The 19,059-nt window shown below is 64.9% G+C and carries 17 protein-coding genes and 1 pseudogene; 7 read left to right on the top strand and 11 right to left on the bottom strand.

What is annotated here, in order from left to right; translation table 11 throughout:
* Window positions 1-227 precede the first annotated feature (227 nt).
* Entirely contained in the window at window positions 228-908 is a 681-nt protein-coding gene (locus BH93_RS14660) for a sigma-70 family RNA polymerase sigma factor (RefSeq protein ID WP_371829173.1), read from the top strand.
* Window positions 905-1,663, top strand: coding sequence for an anti-sigma factor (locus tag BH93_RS14655; protein WP_037173895.1), 759 nt, complete (start codon window positions 905-907; stop codon window positions 1,661-1,663). The genes BH93_RS14660 and BH93_RS14655 overlap by 4 nt, the downstream gene beginning before the upstream one ends.
* A gap of 38 nt (window positions 1,664-1,701) precedes the next feature.
* Here the strand turns inward: BH93_RS14655 and glsA are convergent, their stop codons facing one another.
* Window positions 1,702-3,528, bottom strand: coding sequence for a glutaminase A (gene glsA / locus BH93_RS14650; protein ID WP_037174329.1), 1,827 nt, complete (start codon window positions 3,526-3,528; stop codon window positions 1,702-1,704).
* A 180-nt stretch (window positions 3,529-3,708) separates the two neighbouring features.
* Here glsA and dxs point away from each other — a divergent pair, with 180 nt between their 5' ends.
* Window positions 3,709-5,589 carry a 1-deoxy-D-xylulose-5-phosphate synthase gene (gene dxs / locus BH93_RS14645; protein WP_032378444.1) on the top strand — a complete coding sequence of 627 codons (1,881 nt, stop codon included), beginning with the start codon at window positions 3,709-3,711 and terminating at the stop codon, window positions 5,587-5,589.
* A gap of 14 nt (window positions 5,590-5,603) precedes the next feature.
* Here the strand turns inward: dxs and BH93_RS14640 are convergent, their stop codons facing one another.
* From BH93_RS14640 to BH93_RS14600, 10 genes and pseudogenes are all read right to left on the bottom strand, one after another.
* Entirely contained in the window at window positions 5,604-5,873 is a 270-nt protein-coding gene (locus BH93_RS14640) for a YciI family protein (RefSeq protein WP_032377748.1), read from the bottom strand.
* Between the two features lies 1 nt (window position 5,874).
* Complete coding sequence (locus BH93_RS14635) at window positions 5,875-7,272, bottom strand: sugar porter family MFS transporter (protein WP_032377749.1); 1,398 nt, start codon at window positions 7,270-7,272, stop codon at window positions 5,875-5,877.
* A gap of 220 nt (window positions 7,273-7,492) precedes the next feature.
* On the bottom strand, window positions 7,493-7,951 hold the full coding sequence (locus BH93_RS27975; protein ID WP_242459267.1) for an SDR family oxidoreductase: 459 nt from the start codon (window positions 7,949-7,951) through the stop codon (window positions 7,493-7,495).
* Between the two features lie 65 nt (window positions 7,952-8,016).
* Window positions 8,017-8,238: pseudogene (locus tag BH93_RS27970) on the bottom strand (NAD-dependent epimerase/dehydratase family protein); the annotation flags it as partial.
* Window positions 8,235-8,738, bottom strand: coding sequence for a flavodoxin family protein (locus tag BH93_RS14625; RefSeq protein ID WP_037173894.1), 504 nt, complete (start codon window positions 8,736-8,738; stop codon window positions 8,235-8,237). The gene BH93_RS14625 and the pseudogene BH93_RS27970, both read right to left, overlap by 4 nt.
* Window positions 8,739-8,777: 39 nt before the next feature.
* A complete protein-coding gene (gene sigJ / locus BH93_RS14620) occupies window positions 8,778-9,659 on the bottom strand; it encodes an RNA polymerase sigma factor SigJ (protein ID WP_037173892.1) in 882 nt (293 codons plus the stop codon).
* 108 nt (window positions 9,660-9,767) lie between these two features.
* A complete protein-coding gene (locus BH93_RS14615; RefSeq protein WP_037173891.1) occupies window positions 9,768-11,873 on the bottom strand; it encodes a 3-hydroxyacyl-CoA dehydrogenase NAD-binding domain-containing protein in 2,106 nt (701 codons plus the stop codon).
* On the bottom strand, window positions 11,870-13,096 hold the full coding sequence (locus tag BH93_RS14610; protein ID WP_037173890.1) for a thiolase family protein: 1,227 nt from the start codon (window positions 13,094-13,096) through the stop codon (window positions 11,870-11,872). Before BH93_RS14610 ends, BH93_RS14615 begins: the two co-directional genes overlap by 4 nt.
* A 72-nt stretch (window positions 13,097-13,168) precedes the next feature.
* The gene (locus BH93_RS14605) at window positions 13,169-14,464 is read right to left on the bottom strand and encodes an HRDC domain-containing protein (RefSeq protein ID WP_037173889.1); all 1,296 of its coding nucleotides are present in this window, start codon (window positions 14,462-14,464) and stop codon (window positions 13,169-13,171) included.
* A 40-nt stretch (window positions 14,465-14,504) separates the two neighbouring features.
* A complete protein-coding gene (locus tag BH93_RS14600) occupies window positions 14,505-15,104 on the bottom strand; it encodes a DUF3000 domain-containing protein (protein ID WP_032377756.1) in 600 nt (199 codons plus the stop codon).
* Window positions 15,105-15,229: 125 nt separating this feature from the next.
* On the opposite strand from BH93_RS14600, the gene hemE reads away from it, so the two are divergent.
* From hemE to BH93_RS14580, 4 genes are read left to right on the top strand one after another with little or no spacing between them, the layout of a single operon-like run.
* A complete protein-coding gene (hemE, locus tag BH93_RS14595; RefSeq protein ID WP_037174327.1) occupies window positions 15,230-16,303 on the top strand; it encodes a uroporphyrinogen decarboxylase in 1,074 nt (357 codons plus the stop codon).
* Window positions 16,300-17,655 carry a protoporphyrinogen oxidase gene (locus tag BH93_RS14590; RefSeq protein WP_037173888.1) on the top strand — a complete coding sequence of 452 codons (1,356 nt, stop codon included), beginning with the start codon at window positions 16,300-16,302 and terminating at the stop codon, window positions 17,653-17,655. Before hemE ends, BH93_RS14590 begins: the two co-directional genes overlap by 4 nt.
* 4 nt (window positions 17,656-17,659) lie before the next feature.
* A complete protein-coding gene (gene hemQ / locus BH93_RS14585) occupies window positions 17,660-18,355 on the top strand; it encodes a hydrogen peroxide-dependent heme synthase (RefSeq protein WP_032377758.1) in 696 nt (231 codons plus the stop codon).
* On the top strand, window positions 18,352-19,056 hold the full coding sequence (locus tag BH93_RS14580; RefSeq protein WP_037173887.1) for an HAD family hydrolase: 705 nt from the start codon (window positions 18,352-18,354) through the stop codon (window positions 19,054-19,056). The genes hemQ and BH93_RS14580 overlap by 4 nt, the downstream gene beginning before the upstream one ends.
* The last annotated feature ends 3 nt before the right edge of the window (window positions 19,057-19,059 follow it).

Below are 19,059 nucleotides of genomic sequence, written 5' to 3'. Positions count from 1 at the left end.
TGGGCCGATCGCCCGATTACCCACGATTGTCCGATTCTCCACCAAGGATGAATCGCGGTCCAGCTCGGTGCAAACGAATTTACGAACCCGAACCATCCTCCGGCCGGTTTGTTCCGAATATGTACCGCGGCGGGAAAACGCGGAGGTTTCGATATGAGAGCACTATGACCACTAGTGTCGTGTTCGATGAACTCGATCATGAACCCGTCTGTTGGGACGACCTTTCGATGAACGCGCCGTTGTCCGGATCGTCGGATGCCGGCCGTGACCGGGTGTCCGACGCTGCCGAGGGCTACACGGACGACAGCGCGGTCTGCGCGGTCCCCAGTCCACAGTTGAAGAATTTGCGAGCCGAAGAGACGGACCGTCTTCGGCGGCTCATGGCATCTGTTGCACAGGGCGATCGAACCGCATTCGCAGAGCTGTACGACGCCACGTCCGCTCGCGTCTACGGCATGGTGCTGCGGGTGCTTCGCGACCCGGGATACAGCGAGGAGACCGCGCAGGAGGTGTTCCTCCAGATCTGGCGCGCGGCACCGAATTACGACCCGAATCAGGGGAGTCCGCTCGCCTGGATCATGACGCTGGCTCACCGCCGGGCGGTCGATCGTGTTCGCAGCGAGCAGTCGGGTACCGACCGTGAGGCGGCGTACGGCGCAGTGAGCCACACGCCCGAGCACGACGAAGTACTCGAGACGGTGACTCAGAGGCTCGAATCGGAGGCCGTCGTGGCCTGTCTGGAAACCTTGACCGATACGCAGAGCGAGTCGGTACGAATGGCTTACTACAGCGGTTACACCTATCGCGAAGTTGCGGAGCGGCTCGGGGTCGCCGTTCCTACCATCAAATCGCGCATACGAGACGGATTGATCAAATTGAAGACATGCCTGGGGGTGATCCCGCAATGAGCGAATCGTCACGGCAACGCCTGCTCGACGACGCCGAGGTCTACGCCCTTCACGCGACGACCGAATCCGAGCGACGCGACATAGAGACCGAACGGTTACGCGTGGACGACACCGCGCGTGCTCAGTTCGACGTCCTCGTGACCGAGATCCACGAGACCCTGGCGTTGGCCGCAGCAGTCGACGCGACTACCGCCCCAGACCGACTGCGCCGGGCGGTGCTCGATCGGGTCGCCTCGAGCGACCAGGAGCCAACGGTTCGGAAGCTACCTCCGAATGTGACTCCGCTGCACCGGCATCGGCGCGAGCGCTCGAAGTCCTGGCGCTACTCGATAATGTCGGCCGCTGCCGCAGTGATCGTCGCCGTCGGCGGCGTGGTGGTCGTCACGCAGACGATGGGCAACGATCCCCAGCCGTCGCAGGCGGACCAGATCGTAGCGGCACCCGATGCACGTCAGGCGACGGCGGAGTTCCCCGGTGGCGGATCGGCAACCGTGGCGTATTCGCTCTCGCAGGACGCGGTCGTCGTCGATCTCGACGGGGTTCCGCAACCGCCGCCCGGCCGCGTCTATCAGATGTGGTTCGTCGACGGTTCGCCTCGATCGGCCGGCGTCGTGACCGAGGATCAGCTCACGTCGGAATCGGGCACGGTGGTCGACGGCCTCGGCACATCGACGAACTTCGCGTTCTCCCTCGAGCCCGCGGGTGGGTCGCCGCAGCCCACCGAGGTGCTCACGATGCTGACGTTGGGTGCCTGACCGATCCACGTTCGCCTCGGGCGGTTCGGCCGTCGGTGTCAGATACCGATGTCGAACCGCCCGAGCGTTCTGATCACCGCTGCCATTTGGCTGTAGGCGCCGGTCGCCAGATTCTCCAAGAGGGCAAGCTTGACCTCGGGTGCGTCCCGAGTCAGCGCCTCGAAGTGCGGTACCGACACCACCACGAGGTCGACCGGTGTGTCCGCCACCATGTCGAGCAGAAACGGCACTGCCATCAACAGCGGCATCTCGCCGAAGCTCATCCCGGGCGACAGCGTCGTGATCCGATGCGTACCGCCGTCGGCCGACACGGTCGTCGACGTCACCTCGCCGCGCAGCATGAGAAACAGGCCTGCGGCCGCGTCGCCGTGATGCACGATGATGTCTCCGCGCGCGTAATGTCGCTTCTCGAGATAGGGGCTCACCGCCTCGTACTGGGCGGCCGACAGTCCTGCGAGCAACGGGTGCTCGGCTGCTGTGATCTCGGTGGGCTGTCGCAGACCTGCACAATGTCGATCGAGCAGAAGGTTCTCGGCCCACTGGATGGCCGACCCCAGGCTCGAGTAGACACGACCCGCCGGATCGGCCGGGTCGAGACTCGAGGTGGTGTGTCCCATGATCGCCCGGGGGTCCACCAGGCACACCACACAGCCGTGTTCGGCCAGATCCCGGCGAAGATCCTCGAACATGCTGCGAGCGATGGCACTGACCTCGTCGACGCCGCGGACGTCGATGACGAGTGCGTCCAGCTCTCGATCCAGATTTCCGATCTCACGGACTGCGGTCTCGGCACCGGAGAACAGCAGGTCACCGTGCAATTCGTACACTCGGGCGCGATCTCCCACCGCGGCCAGGGTGGCCTGTTCGACGTCGGAGCGCCTTTTGCGCGACGGCGCCTCGGTGAGCACGTATCGACGCCGGATGGAGGACTTCGCCGCTCGTGTGACGTGTAGGAAGTGCAGTTCGAGCCGGCTCGACAGTTCTCGGCAGGCGGCGACCCCGCGCACGCTGTTTCCATGGGAATCGAGCCGCGGCGAGTAGACGGCGATCCCCATCTGGCCGGGCAGTACCGCGAGAATCCCGCCTCCGACTCCGCTCTTGGCCGGCATTCCCACCTGTGCCACCCAATCGCCTGCGCCGTCGTACATCCCGCACGTGGTCATCACCGACAACACTCGTTCGACCAGAGCAGGTGCCAGCGCGCGTTCTCTGGTGCGCGGATTGACACCGTTGTTGGCCATGGTTGCCGCCATCATCGCGAGGTCCGCCGCGGTGACATCTATCGAGCACTGACGAAAGTACAGATCGACGGCGGCGTCCGGGTCCTGTTCGATGATGTCGAACGAACGGAGCATGTATCCGATGGCGCGGTTCCGGTTACCGGTGCGCGCCTCCGAACGGTAGACGGCATCGTTGAAGGTCAGAGACCTCCCTGCATAGCGTGAGTAGGAGGCCCGTATTCGCTCGAATCGATCCTGCGGAGTACGGCCGGCGATGAGAGATGCCGACGTGATCGCACCGGCGTTGATCATCGGGTTGCGTGGCCGCTCGGTGACCGGGTCGAGGCTGATCTCGTTGAACGGCTCACCGGACGGCTCGATATCGATCTTGTTCGCGACGGCATCGAGTCCGCGATCGGCCAGAGCCAGCGCGTAGGTGAAGGGCTTGGAGATCGATTGGATCGTGAAGGGTAGTCGGGTGTCGCCGACCTCGTAGACGTAACCGTCGGTGGTGGTGAGTGCTATTCCGAAGCCGTCCGGTGTGACAGCGGCAAGCTCTGGAATGTAGTCGGCCACCTGCCCGGACGTGTCGTCTCGGCACAGTTCGTGAACGCGGCACAGGATGGCATCGACGACGTTGCTCATGGGCGTCACTGTATGTGTGGTGTCCGATTCGCCCACCGTCGAGGTTAGGGGCGGCTGATCCAGGGCACATCGATGGGCGACGGTAGTGTCACCGACACCACGCTGGGCGGAGCAGCGCGAGCACAGCGACTCCGTAGACTGAATTGTCCAGTGTTTTTCCGGCCGGAGGGAGCGATCTCGTTGGGTGTCCTAGCGCGAATTCAGACGCCCGAGGACTTGCGCGACCTCGGTAGCGCGGAGCTGGCCGAATTGGCTCGCGAGATCCGTGCGTTTCTCGTCGAGAAGGTATCGGCCACCGGGGGCCACCTCGGTCCCAACCTCGGCGTGGTGGAGCTGACACTGGCGATCCACCGCATCTTCGATTCACCACGTGATCCCGTCATCTTCGACACGGGCCACCAGGCTTACGTGCACAAGATGCTGACCGGTCGTACCGGCTTGTTCGACACGCTGCGCAAACAGGGCGGCCTCTCGGGCTATCCGTCCCGGGTCGAGAGCGAACACGATTGGGTTGAGTCCTCGCACGCGTCGGCCTCGCTGTCCTATGCCGACGGCTTGGCGAAGGCGTTCGCGCTCAAGGGCGAGACCGATCGGCACGTCGTAGCCGTCGTCGGCGATGGTGCGCTCACCGGCGGCATGTGCTGGGAAGCACTCAACAACATTGCGGCCGGCCGCGACCGATCCTTGATCATCGTGGTCAACGACAACGGACGCTCGTACGCCCCGACCATCGGCGGCCTGGCCGATCATCTGGCGGCGCTGCGGCTCCAGCCCGAGTACGAGAAGATTCTGGACAACGGGCGCCGCATCGTGCGCAAGATCCCTGTCGTCGGGCCCACCGCCTACCGGATGCTCCACGGCATGAAGGCCGGTGTGAAGGACGCCATCAGTCCGCAGGTGATGTTCACCGATCTCGGCATCAAATATCTGGGACCGGTGGACGGCCACGATCAGCATGCGATGGAATCCGCACTGCGCCGGGCCAAGGCTTACGGCGGACCGGTCATCGTGCACGCGGTGACGCGCAAGGGAATGGGCTACGTCCATGCCGAGAACGACGTAGCAGACCAGATGCATGCCACCGGTGTCATCGATCCGGCGACCGGACTCGCTCGGTCGAAGTCGGCACCGGACTGGACCTCGGTGTTCTCGGCGGCATTGATCGAGCAGGGCGAACAGAACGACGACGTCGTCGCGATCACCGCTGCGATGGCCGCGCCCACTGGTCTCGCTGCGTTCGGGGTTCGGTTTCCCGATCGGCTTTTCGACGTCGGTATCGCCGAGCAGCATGCAATGACGTCGGCGGCCGGTTTGGCTCTCGGGGGCATGCATCCGGTGGTCGCCATCTACTCGACCTTCCTCAACCGCGCGTTCGATCAGTTGCTGATGGACGTGGCGTTGCTCGGGCTGCCGGTCACGGTGGTTCTGGATCGCGCGGGCGTCACCGGCGCGGACGGTGCCAGCCACAACGGCATGTGGGACATGTCGCTGCTCGGCATCGTACCGGGGATGAAGGTGGCGGCACCTCGCGATGCCGACACTCTGCGAGAGGAGTTGGCCGAGGCAATTGCAACGTCCGACGGGCCTACTGCGCTGCGCTTCCCGAAGGGAGCGGTGACCGAGACCGTATCGGCCGTGCGTCGACTGGACGGAATCGTCGACGTGCTCGCCGAGCCGACCGATGCAACCGGCGATGTGCTGATCGTCGCGGTCGGTGTGTTCGGTTCACTTGCCCTCGACGCAGCGAAGAAACTTCGACACGACGGCATCTCGGTGGCCGTGGTGGATCCGCGATGGGTACTCCCGATTCCCGAGTCCTTGCTGAAGTTGGCCGAGGACTACCGCTTGGTGGTGACCATCGAGGACAGCGGTGTGCACGGCGGAATCGGCTCGACTCTGTCGGCCGCGTTGCGCGCGGCAGGCGTCGATACACCGTGTCGCGATCTCGGTGTGCCACAACGATTCCTGGATCACGCGTCGCGTGAGCAGCTGCACCACGAACTCGGCCTCACGTGCGAGGACGTCGTGCAGCGGGTCTCGGGCTGGGCCAAGAGCCTCTGATCGTCGGCGACGGGCTATGCGCCCGTCGCCCACTCGCTCACCCGAACTCGGTCGATCAGATGGGCCGTTGCGAACGGGTCATGTGCGAACATGCGTTCCACACTTTCCTTGTCCACACCTTCGACGATCATCGTTGCGCCGCTGTGATCGGCGAGCGGGCTCGACGACCTGAGGATCTTGCGACGCTCCAGTTCACGCAACCACGCGCGGTGATCGGTCCGGTGATCGTCACGGCCGGAAGATGTTTCGGGTGAGTACGCGTACTCGACGACGAACATCGGCATGTCAGATCACCATGTCCTCGAGCTCCATACCCTTGGTCTCCCTGATCTTGTACTTGACGAAGAAGAACGACAGGATTGCGAAGAACGCGAAGAACGAATAGATGAATCCCAGTCCGATGGTGTCGGACAGTGGCGGGAATGCAAGGGTGATGGCGAAATTCGCGACCCAGTTCGCCGCGGTACTGATGCCGAGTGCGACCGCACGCATTCGGTTGGGGAACATTTCTCCGAGCATCACCCACATGATCGGTCCCCAGGTAGCGGCAAAGAAGACGACGAACAGGTTGGCACCCACCAGCGCGACGGGACCCCAGGGCGACGGCAACTCCAGTTGGTCGCCGCTGCCCACTGCCTGAGTGAACGAGACGGCCGCGAGTACCAGGCCGACGAACATTCCGATCGAGCCGATCATGAGCAGATTTCGACGTCCGAATCGATCGACGAACAAGATGGCGACGAATGTCATCGAGACGTTGATGACGGAGGTGATGACCGACGTGACGAACGACTGGTTCTCGCTGAACCCGACGGACTTCCACAGTGTCGTCGAATAATAGAAGATGGCATTGATTCCGACGAACTGTTGCAGGATCGCCATCGTGATGCCGACCCAGACGATGGGTTGCAAACCGAATTTCGGGCCACGAATGTCGCCGAACGAGGACGTGGACTCTCGGCGCAAGGTTAGACGGATTTCCTTGACTCGCTCGTTCGGGTTCACTTCTCCGGAGATCTCACCGAGAATGCGAGCCGCCTCCTCGTCGAGGTGTTTGCCGACGAGGTATCTCGGTGACTCAGGAATCAGTGTGGCGAGAAAGCCGTAGACGAGAGCGGGTGCCACGCCGACGAGGAACATCCATCGCCAGGCTTCGAGACCGAACCACAGATCGTTCGACGGCCCGCCTGCCGCATTCTGCAGCACCGCGTCCGAGAGGAGCGCGGCGAAAATGCCGATCGTGATCGCCAGCTGTTGCAGCGATGCCAATCCACCGCGGTAGCGAGCCGGTGCGATTTCCGAGATGTAGGCGGGTGCGATCACCGACGCGATGCCGATGCCCAGTCCGCCGAGCACTCGCCACAGCATCAGATCCGGGACGCTGAAGGCGAACCCGGAGCCCACGGACGAGATGGTGAACAGTGCGGAACCGAGCAACATCACCTTCTTGCGGCCCCAGCTGTCGGCGAGCCGGCCGGCGAACCAGGCACCGACCGCACAGCCGAGAAGCGCGATCGCTACCGCGAAGCCGGTGACGAACGACGACAGTGCGAAGTTTTCCTGGATGGAATCGACCGCGCCGTTGACCACGGACGAGTCGAATCCGAACAGGAAGCCGCCGACGGCAGCGGCAATGGTGACTCCGATAACTTTGGCGGTGTACCGATCGGTTGATTGCGTCATCGCGTGACCCAGCTTTCGAGGTGAACCAGCGTCCATGGTGGTCGTTCGCCATCATCGTCCTCGGCACTGCGACATGGGTGTGAAATGGACTCGATTTTCGACACGTCGCCGTTTGCATTGTTCGGAAGGGTGAATTGTCCGAAATTGCACTGTCGAACTCGAAGTTGTGGACGGAAAATCGATGAAAGTCGTCCATAACTTCGAGTTCGACAAAGGCGACTCAGCCCGTCCGGGCGGCCAACCATTCATCGAAGGTCTGTCGACCGTGATCCGAATCGGTTGTGGTGACCAGCGTTCCGTCTCGCATTGCGCGACCGTACGCGCCGGGAATTGGAATCTCGAGCACCAGGCCTCGGGAACCGATGGCCCGTGCGTCGCGCCGCACCATCTCTGCCATACGTTCTTCACGTGGTCCACCGAGGTCTGCGACTCGGCCGGCCGGGGACTGCTCTGCCAGGTCGATCAATCGTTCGGCTACTTCTCGTGCGGCGATCGGTTGCGAGACCATCTTCGGGATGATGCTCACCGGACCGAACGACATCTGTGCGCGAATCTGGCCGGCGAATTCGTGGAACTGGGTGGCTCGAAGAATCGTCCACGGCACGGTTCCGGCGCGAACAATCCTTTCCTGGTCCACCTTTCCGGCGTAGTACGCGTGCGGGGCTCGGTCGATTCCCACGATGGACAGCGCAGGTGATGATCGACACCGGCCTCGGTCTCGGCCGTCAGTAGGTTGCTGGTGACGGCGGCGAAGAACGCCGTCGATTCTTTTGCCGAGATCGTCTGTGTCGACGCGACGTCGATCACCGCATCGATGCCGGACAATGCGTCGGACAGTCCTGACCCGCTCACGAGATCTATGCCCGCCGATCGCGACAGCACGACCACGTCGTGTCCGCGTTCACGAGCGGCCTCGACGACATGCACTCCGACGGTTCCTGTTCCACCCGCTACGGCTAGCTTCATCGCATATCCCCGATCGAAGTCCAGCTCTCCTGCGTTGTTCTCAACTGCTCGGCGAACAGTCGAGCGCGCCGCAGATCGACATCGTCCGGATGGCCCTTTCGAATTCCACCGAAGGGAGCGAAGGGAAAAAAGGTGTCTTTGGCTCGGCACGAGAAGCTATCCGAAATCTCGAAGCCCTTGCTGTTCAACGGGACTGTGAGAGAGCGGGAGAATCGATTCAGCGGAGAATCGGCAAATCCGCTGGTTGCGAATACGAATGCCCTATGGCAGTTCACGTTCGGCAAGCACGCCACGAACGAGAGGAGTTGGTGGTGATGTTTGCCCATGTAGATACCCGATCCGAATCCGACCAGGTCGTACTCCGTGATGAGAGCGGGGTCTATCAGATCCGGTGTCGTGACCTCCGCGTCGAGCGCAGTGGCGATGGTCTCGGCGATCTTCCGGGTGTTTCTGTGCGGACCCGATGCGCACACGATCAGGCTCTTGGGTTTCGGCTTCATGATCTACTGACGACACAGCGCACGGAAATGTCTGCGTGTTCAATCCCAGTGTCTGAGCTTGTCCGGATTGAGGACGATCCATACATTCGCCACGACGCCGCCCGCGATACGGAAACCGACAACGGCGAAAACGGTATCGTCGCGCCGAAAGACGATGCCGGACGCTCCGTTCACCGGTTCGATGGACCCGTCGAGTTCGGTGGACTTCGCGGTGATTCCGCGGATGAATCGCGCCACACGGTCGGAGCCGAGAACCTGATTGCGTGCGGCGCTGATCTTTCCGCCGCCGTCGCTGACCAGCGAAACCTCGGGGGCGAGAACGGCGGTGAGCGCTGCGATAGACCCGCTACCCGACGCTGCGGCGAACGCGCGAACGAGTCGGTCGTGCTCTACCGGGTCGCTCTCGCCGGCATGCCGCTTCCGAACGTGTTTACGCGCGGTGGATGCAAGTTGACGGCAGGCGGCAGGGGAACGGTCCAGGGTGAGTGCGATCTGGTCGAACGGCAACGCGAACACGTCGTGCAGCACGAACGCGACCCGTTCTGCCGGACCGAGAGCGTCCATCACTATCAGCAACGCCAGGCTCACCGAATCGTCCTGAGCGACTCGGTCGGCGGGGTCGGGAGTCGGCAGCGATGAGTCGCGGCCGGGAACGGGTTCCGGCAGCCATTGACCGACATAGTGCTCACGACGTGCTCGCGCAGATCCCAGCACATCGAGGCAGATGCGACTGACGACACGGGTCATCCACGCCAGGGGGACGTCGATCGCGGCGCGCTCGCGTTCGCTGAGCCGGTACCACCGAACGAATGCTTCCTGGACCGCGTCCTCGGCCTCGCTGTACGAGCCCAACATGCGATATCCGACCCGAATCAGGTGGTCTCGGTCGGCGGCTGCATCATGTTCTGTCTGCGTGGTCATCGAGTTCGAAACTAGACGAACTCGACTGCGTCGGTGGCCTGTCGAGTTCGAGGTCATGGACGAAAATCCGGAGAAATTCGTCCACAACCTCGAACTCGGCGGGCGGTTCTAGACGCTGGCTACACCCGGGGCGAGGAAGCGCTGACCGGTTGCGGCCTCGGATGCGCCGCTACGGTCCAGGTACGGGGTGATGCCGCCGTTCCAGAATCCGAAGCCGCCGCCCAGGAGCAGGCAGAGGTCGATGTCCTCGGCAGCCGCTACTACGCCCTCGTCGAGCATGATCCGGATCTCGTCGGCGAAGGCGTTGCGGGTGCGTTCGAGCACCTGCTCGGCAGTGGACGGCGAATCTCCCTGTGGCCACAGTGCAGCCACCTCGGGATCGACGACCTGGCCGTCGGGGCCGTAGGTCCACACGCCCGGCTTCTTCGCCTCGACGAGTGCACGGAATCCGGGGGAGTCCTTGAACCGCTCCGGGTATGCCTCGGCCAGCGTTTCGGCCGTGTGCAGTGCGACCGCAGGGCCGACGAGAGCCAGCAGGGTCAGCGGGCTCATCGGCATGCCGAGTTCGCCCACTGCGCCGTCGGCGACGTCGAACGGGGTGCCCTCGTCGATGGCACTGATGATCTCGTTGGACGCGCGGGTGACGAGACGGTTGAAGACGAATCCGGGGAGATCGGCCGACAACACGGCCGACTTCTTCAGTGTCTTGGCCGTCGCGAATGCCGTTGCGAGAGTGGCGTCGTCGGTCTTCTCGCCCTTGACGACCTCGAGCAGCGGAAGCACGGCCACGGGGTTGAAGAAGTGGAAGCCGACGACCCGCTCGGGGTGCTTCAGATCGGCCGCCATCTTGGTGATCGACAACGAGGAGGTGTTGGTCGCGAGAATCGTTTCGGCAGAGACGAATTCCTCGACCTCGGCGAACACCTTCTTCTTGACGTCGAGGTTCTCGAACACGGCCTCGATGACGAAGTCGGTGTTCGCGAACGCGGACTTGTCGATCGAGCCGGAAACCAACGCCTTCAATCGATTTGCGGCGTCGGGGGACAGGCGCTTCTTGCCGAGCAGCTTGTCGATCTCGCCGTGCACGTAGCCGACGCCCTTGTCGATGCGCTCCTGATCGATGTCGGTGAGGATCACCGGCACTTTGAGCTGCCGCACGAACAGCAGCGCGAGCTGGCTGGCCATCAAACCGGCACCGACGATGCCGACGCCGGAGATCTTGCGCGCCAACGACTTGTCGGGTGCACCGGCAGGCCGCTTTGCGCGCTTCTGCACCAGATCGAAGGCGTACAGCCCGGCGCGGAGCTCGTCCTTGACCAGCAACGTGGACAGGGCCTCGTCCTCGGCGGCGAAGGCCGTGTCGAGCGAGGCGGAGTCGGTGATGTCGGTGTTCTTGGCGAGCTCGAGCAGTTCGACAGCGGCGACGGGGCCGGGGGCGAAGTTGTTGGTCTTGCCTGCGACGATGCCCTTGGCGCGGGCGATGGCGTCGTCCCACGCCTGTCCGCGGTCGATCTCGGGCCGAGCCGGGGTGATCTCGCCCTTGATCACCTGAGCGGCCCACGCGAGGGACTGCTCGAGGAAATCGGCTCCGCCGAAGAGGGCGTCGGCGATGCCGAGGTCGAGTGCCTGCTGCGGCTTGAGGACGCGGTTCTGGTTCAGTGCGTTCTCGATGACGACGGTGACGGCGTTCGAGGCTCCGATGATGTTGGGCAGCAACTGGGTTCCGCCCCATCCCGGCACCAGGCCGAGGAAGGCCTCGGGCAAACCGAGTGCGGCCGCGTTCTCCGCGACGGTCCGGTAGTGCGAGTGCAGTCCCACTTCGAGGCCACCGCCGAGCGCGGCACCGTTGATGAAGGCGAACGTCGGAATCGTGGATTCGCGCAGGCGACGGAAGACCTTGTGCCCGAGCTGCCCGATCTGCAGCGCCTCGTCCTTGGTCTTGATGTTCGGCACACCGTTGAGGTCGGCACCGACGGCGAAGATGAACGGCTTGCCGGTGACGGCGATGGCCACCGGGTTGGCCGCGAAGGCCTCGTCCAGTGCGGCGTCGAACTTGGCCAGTCCGCCGGGACCGAAGGTCGACGGCTTGGTGTGATCGAAGCCGTTGTCGAGTGTCACGAGGGCGATGGAGCCGTCGAGCCCCGGTACGGAGACGATCTTGGTGAACGCGTTCGTGACGACCTCGTCTTCGAACGCGGTGGTGATGTCACTCATTTGGCTGCTCCCGAGTAGTCAGCGTGGTTGGGGTTCTCCCAGATGACGGTGCCGCCCATGCCGAGACCGATGCACATGGTCGTCAGGCCGTAGCGGACGTCGGGCTGCTGGGCGAACTGGCGGCTCAGTTGCGTCATCAGGCGAACGCCGGAGGAGGCGAGGGGGTGGCCGCACGCGATGGCTCCGCCCCACTGGTTGACGCGGGGATCGTCGTCGGCGATGCCGTAGTGCTCGAGGAAGGCGAGTACCTGGATGGCGAAGGCCTCGTTGATCTCGAAAAGGCCGATGTCTTCGATGCTCAATCCCGTTCGGCTGAGCAGTTTTTCGGTCGCGGGGACCGGTCCGATGCCCATGACGGCCGGGTCGACGCCTGCGAAGCTGAAGCCGACCATGCGCATGCCGATGTTCAGGCCGAGTTCGTGCGCGGTGTCCTCGCCGGCGAGGATCGCGGCGGTGGCACCGTCGTTGAGTCCCGCGGCGTTGCCTGCGGTGACGCGGCCGGCAGGGCGGAACGGCGTCTTGAGCTTGGCGAGGTCTTCGACGGTGGTGCCGGGACGAGGCGGCTCGTCCTCGGTGGCCAGGCCCCACCCTGCGGCGGACTTGGTGGCGACGGGAACGAGGGTGTCGGCGATGTAGCCGGCCTTCTTCGCTGCGTCGTACTTGTTCTGGCTCGAGACGGCGTAGGCGTCGGTGCGGTCCTTGGTGATGCTCGGGAACCGGTCGTGCAGGTTCTCGGCGGTGTTGCCCATCACCAGGGCGCTGGGATCGACCAGCTTGTCGGCGAGGAAGCGCGGGTTGGGGTCGACGCCCTCACCCATCGGGTGGCGGCCCATGTGCTCGACGCCACCGGCGATCACGACGTCGTACTGGCCGAAGCCGATGCCGGATCCGGTGGTGGTCACCGAGGTCATTGCGCCCGCGCACATGCGGTCGATGGCGAAGCCGGGGACGCTGCGGGGGAGTCCGGCGAGCAGGGCGGATGTGCGGCCGATGGTCAGCCCCTGGTCACCGGTCTGCGTGGTCGCGGCGATGGCGACCTCGTCGATACGTTCGGGCGGGAGGTTGGGGTTCTTGCGAAGAAGTTCGCGGATTGCCTTGACGACCAGGTCGTCTGCGCGAGTGTCGGCGTACATGCCCTTGGGGCCTGCTTTGCCGAACGGGGTACGGATGCCGTCGACGAAGACAACATTCCTCTGTGAGCTGGTGGACGCGGGTACAGACACGCTTTTCGATCCTCCCGACAGATGCGGACGACTCGCCCGGGTGCCCGGACGCGCCACCTACTGTAGCGGGTATTACCCGTCGGTAACTTGGGAAGGGTCGAGTGCCTTTGCCAGAACCGGTACCACCAGCGAGCGTTGCCAGGGCCGCGCCCCTCCCTCGGTCAGCCGACTGTCGATCAGCTCTCCAGGATCGAGGCCTTCGTCGTCGGGAGTGCGCCAATCCCACACCAATCGACGGAGCAGATCCGGCATCAGGAGGTTCTCGACCGGAACCGACACCGACTCGCTGAGCTCGGTCATCGCCGCTCGCACGTCGGCGAGCCTGGCCGCCGCGTCGGGATCGCGACGCGCCCATCGATTGACCGGGGGCGGGCCGTCGAAAGACGCTGCCATGGATGGCAACTCGGAGGTCGGCAGGGCCCGCGCACGCGTGAGCGCCGAGGCCCACAGGCGGGAAGATCGACGCTGGCGAGGACCGCCGAAGACCGGTAGTTGCTCGAGCTCGCGCGAGGTCTTCGGATCGGCCGTCGCCGCGGCGACGATCGCCGAGTCGGGCAGGACCCGGCTGGGCGCGACATCGCGTTTGGCCGCCAATTCGTCTCGGGTGGTCCATAGTTCGCGGACGGCCGCGAGCGTGCGGGGAGACTTGATCGCGTGAATCCCGGATGTCCGACGCCACCTGTCGGTCTTGGGTTTGGGTGGTCCGAGAGAGAGGATGTGGGCGAATTCCTGTGCCGCCCAGTCTGTTTTGCCTTGTCGTTCGAGCTCCGCGGCCATTTCGTCGCGAAGCTCGAGAAGGACTTCGACGTCGAGCGCGGCGTAGTTGAGCCAGGTGTCGGGCAGGGGACGAGTGGACCAGTCGGCAGCGCCGTGACCCTTCTGCAGCGCCAGTCCGAGGGTGCGTTCGACGATGGCACCGAGGCCGACGCGTTCGAATCCGGCGAGACGGCCGGCGAGCTCGGTGTCGTAGAGCGTGGCGGGGACCAGGCCGAGTTCGGCCAGCCCCGGGAGGTCTTGATCGGCGGAGTGCAGCACCCATTCGAGCGGGTTGATCACCTCGGCGAGAGGCGCGAGGTCGCCGGTGACCGGGATCGGATCGAGCAGAACGGTGCCCGCTCCGCGGCGACGAAACTGCAGCAGGTAGGCGCGCTGGGAGTACCGAAAGCCCGACGCGCGTTCGGCATCGACCGCGAGAGGCCCGTGACCTGCGGCGAGGAGCTTCGCGGCCGCGAGAACGGCGTCCGGTGTGTCCACGACATCGGGCACACCGTCAGCCGGCGCAAGCAACGGAACGGCGACCGGCTCGTTGACCTGCTCGTCCGACGTGGCGTCGTCCGACTTGGCGTCGGGGGAACTCTCGGCTGACATGGACAGTGACTCTAAGCCCTACGGTCGGTGGGTCCGGAGACTATGTCCGGCTGGAACTGCGTTGACCGAGGGTCGTGATGCCCGCGGGCGGCAGCCCTGCCGCGTACGCGAGAACCTCGCAGAAGGCCTCGACGTGGGTCGAGAGGTCCTCGGACGTCGCGGTCCAGGACGCGCGAAGTTCGAGCTGATGGGCCTTGGGGGGACCGGCGATGTCGCCGTAACGCACCGAGCTGGTCGAGGTGACGGTGCCGCCGAGTGCGTTGAGCGGCTCCGACCGTGACTCCAGTGCGTCGACCAGCCAACTCCACCCGACCTCGGGAAGCAGCGGATCGTCGGCCAGCGATTCGTCGACGTCCGCTTGAATGTAGGCAACCAGTCGAAGCGTGCCGTTCCAGGCTTCTGCACCGTCGGGGTCGTACAGCAGAATCAAGCGGCCGAACGCGTCGCCGTCGCTCTGTTCGTCGACCTGCTCGGAATCGGGGTGCTTGACCTCGGCCCCGATGGCGTAGCTGTACGGCGCGAGTCGTTGCGGCGGCCGGATCGGACCGATTTCGATCGCCGGGTGTACCTGAGCCCGATGCATCGCGTCGATGGCGGCGCGGAAAGGCGCAGGTTCGGCGGTGGATTCGGGTTCGGTCACGTGATCGGACGTTAGACGCGTCACGTTGTCCGGCGGCGGAGGCGCGCCGAGCCGTGATGGAACCGAAGTCGGTGTGTCGCCCTTGGTGGCAGAAGCTTTCCTGACGCGTGGCAGCATGGAACGCGATGAACGTCGAAGCACACACCACAGCCCCCGCCCGTCGAGAACTCCCGGACGCGCCGTTCTTGGCCGCGATCGCCGGTGAAACGCCCTCGCGTCGGCCGGTGTGGTTCATGCGTCAGGCCGGGAGGTCGCTCCCCGAATACCGAAAGATTCGCGCCGGTATCGGCATGCTGGATTCGTGCTTTCGGCCGGATCTGGTGGCCGAGATCACTCTGCAACCTGTCCGTCGACACGATGTCGACGCGGCAATCCTGTTCTCGGACATCGTGGTTCCGCTCAAGGCTGCCGGTATCGATCTCGACATCGTTGCCGGCACCGGTCCCGTCGTGGCTCAGCCGGTGCGTTCGGCGGCCGATGTCGCGGCGCTGCCCACGTTGACCGCCGATCAGGTCGAGCCGGTGGCCGATGCGGTGCGGATCCTCACCAGGGAGCTCGCGGGAACGCCGCTCATCGGGTTCGCAGGAGCGCCGTTCACCCTTGCGTCCTACCTGGTCGAGGGTGGCCCCAGCCGCAATCACGAGAAGACCAAGGCGCTGATGCGCTCGGACCCGACGACCTGGCATGCCCTGCTCGACGCGCTGGCGACCACGACGATCACATTCCTGCAGGCGCAGTTGGCCGCCGGAGTGGACGCGGTGCAGGTGTTCGACTCGTGGGCGGGTGCACTGTCGTTGGCCGACTACCGCGAGTACGTGCTGCCGCACTCGACGCGAGTGTTCGACGCCGTGTCCTCGGCCGGTGTTCCCAAGATTCACTTCGGGGTCGGCACCGGCGAGTTGCTCGGTGCGATGGGTGAGGCCGGTGCCGATGTGGTCGGCGTCGACTGGCGGATTCCGCTCGACGACGCCGTGCACCGAGTCGGCGGCGGCAAGGTGCTGCAGGGAAATCTCGATCCGGCGGTGCTGTTCGCCGGCTGGGATGCCGTCGAGACCGAAGTTCGACGTATTGCCGCCGAAGCCGACCGCGCGGTGGCGGCCGGTGCGCGGGGGCATGTGTTCAATCTCGGACACGGCGTGTTGCCCGACACCGATCCCGAGATTCTGACCCGGGTGGTCTCGTTGGTGCATTCGTTGTGACGCTGCGGCGCTACGCCGTGGTCGGCGGCGGGATCTCCGGCCTCGTCTCGGCGTATCGCCTCCGGCAGGCCTGTGGTCCCGATGCGGAGATCACTCTCGTCGAGGCATCCCCTCGCCTCGGTGGCACCCTGCGGACCACCGAGGTCGGTGCCGAGTCGCTCGATGTCGGCGCGGAAGCGTTCATCGGTCGTCGTCCGGAAGTACCGGCTCTGCTCGCCGAACTCGGCCTGTCGGATCAGCTGGTGCACCCGTCGTCGGCGCGTCCGCTGGTCTACTCGGGCGGCCGAACGCATGCGCTCCCGCTGGGCACCTTGATGGGTATCCCGTCCTCTGCCGATTCCGTGCGGGATCTGGTGGACCCGGAAGAACTGCACCTCATCGAGACCGAAACAACACGGCCCTTCACGTGGACCGCGGGCTCGGACGTCAGCGTGGCCGATCTCGTGGGCAGCCGGTTCGGCTCTCAGGTCGTGAGCCGTTCGGTTGATCCCTTGCTCGGCGGCGTGTACTCCGGCTCGGCGAGCTCGATCGGCGTCCGAGCGGCACTTCCGACGTTGGCAGCTGCATTGGACGGCGGGGCAGCGAGCCTGACCGAGGCAGTGCTGGCGGCACTGCCCACGCCGTCGCCGGGACCGGTGTTCGGCGGGCTGCGCGACGGCTATGCGGTGCTGCTCGATGCTCTGATCGCCGCGACCGGTGCCCGAACGATCGTCGGCGCAGGCATCGGCGAGGTACGCCGTGAGGCGAACGGCTGGTACGTCGATCGCGTGGGCGTCGTCGACGGACTGGTCTTGGCGGTACCTGCGCCCGTTCTCGGTCACCTGATCGCCGCGGTGGCACCCGAGGCCTCGCGGGCGGCATGCAGTATCGAGCTGGCGTCGTCGGTGGTCGTAGCGCTGGCCTTTCCGAAAGCGACCGAGCTGCCCCAGAACTCCGGCATTCTCGTGGCCACGGACGCAGGCCTCGATGTCAAAGCGTTCACGTTGTCGAGCCGGAAGTGGCCACACCTGGGGGAGCGTGACGCGGTACTGCTGCGGGCCTCCCTCGGCCGCTTCGGCGACTCCACGGCCTCGGACCGATCCGACGAGGAGTCGATCGAGACAGCGTCGAACGATCTGCGGACGGTCGCCGGCATCGATGAGCGACCGGTGGCCGCGACGGTGCAGCGCTGGCCGGGCGGCTTGCCGCAATACGCGCCCGGACACCTCGATCGCGTCGCCGCCGTCGAGTCCGGCGTCGCCGATCTACCCGGCCTCGAGGTCACCGGAGCCTGGCAGCGCGGCGTCGGTGTACCCGCATGTATTGCGTCCGCCACCACCGCTGCCGCCCGGCTGATCGAAGTGGCACGATAGGGCCATGGCACGCCTCGATTACTCAGCGCTCAATTCGACACTCCGCTATCTGATGTTCTCGGTCTACAAGGTCACGCCCGGTGTGCTGGGCGACGATCGGGCCGCAGCAGCCAAGGAGGCGAAAGTCTTCTTCGAAGGTCGTGAAGACAAGGGCGTCGCAGTGCGGGGTGTGTACGACATCGCCGGCATGCGCGCCGACGCCGATTTCATGGTCTGGACGCATGCCGAGCGCATCGAGGACCTGCAAGCCACCTACTCCGACTTCCGGCGCACCACCGCGCTCGGCAAGGCAAGCACTCCGGTCTGGAGCAACACCGCACTGCACCGCCCGGCGGAGTTCAACAAGAGTCACGTCCCGGCCTTCATCGCGGGTGAGGATCCGGGTGCGTACATCTGCGTCTACCCGTTCGTCCGGTCGATCGACTGGTATCTGCTGCCCGACGACGAGCGCCGCACGATGCTCGCCGACCACGGCAAGGCCGCGCGTGACTACAAGGACGTGCGCGCGAACACCGTGCCGTCGTTCGCACTGGGCGACTACGAGTGGATTCTGGCCTTCGAGGCACCCGAGTTGGACCGTATCGTCGATCTGATGCGAGATCTGCGTGCCACCGAGGCGCGACGGCACGTGCGTGAGGAGACTCCGTTCTTCACCGGCCCGCGGGTCGAGGTGGACGCACTCGTCGAATCACTGCCGTGACCACGACGGGCACATCGACGATCGAGGCCGTTCTGTTCGACTTCTCGGGCACGCTGTTCAGGCTCGAGGAGGATCCCACCTGGTTCGACGGCATCCATGACGCAGACGGAACCCCGGTCGACGGTGCCGGAGCCGCGGAACTGATGCGGCGTATGACCGCGCCGGTAGGCGAGACGGTCGAGTTCGACGATGCAACGCGTCATGCCTGGCGAAACCGAGACCTCGATCCGGCACTGCACCGGCAGGCCTATCTGCACGTGCTCGCGCAGTCCGGTGTCACCGATCCCGCGCACGCAGAATCGGTCTACGGGCGGGTGATCGATGCCGATTCGTGGACCCCGTACCCGGACACCGAGTCGGTCCTGAAAAAGCTTGCTGCCGAGTCGATTCGGGTCGGTGTGCTGAGCAACATCGCCTTCGACATCCGTCCTGCGTTCGTCGATCGAGGTCTCGATCGGTACGTCGACGAGTTCGTGCTCTCGTTCGAGGTAGGTCACGTCAAACCGCAGCCCGAGATCTTCCGGCACGCAGTCGCGAGCTTGGGTGTCGACCCTTCGGTGACGTTGATGGTGGGCGACAGCGCCGAGGCCGACGGTGCGGCGAGAGAGATCGGGTGCAGCTTCGCGCTCGTCGATCCCGTACCGACGGTCGAGCGTCCGGATGCACTGCTGGCAGCGTTGAGCGCGTTCGGAATTCGATGACCG

The sequence above is a fragment of the Rhodococcoides fascians A25f genome, from assembly GCF_000760935.2.
Taxonomy (GTDB): Bacteria; Actinomycetota; Actinomycetes; order Mycobacteriales; family Mycobacteriaceae; genus Rhodococcoides.
Note: the sequence above shows the minus strand (reverse complement) of the source record. Positions and strands in the feature narration are given on the sequence as shown.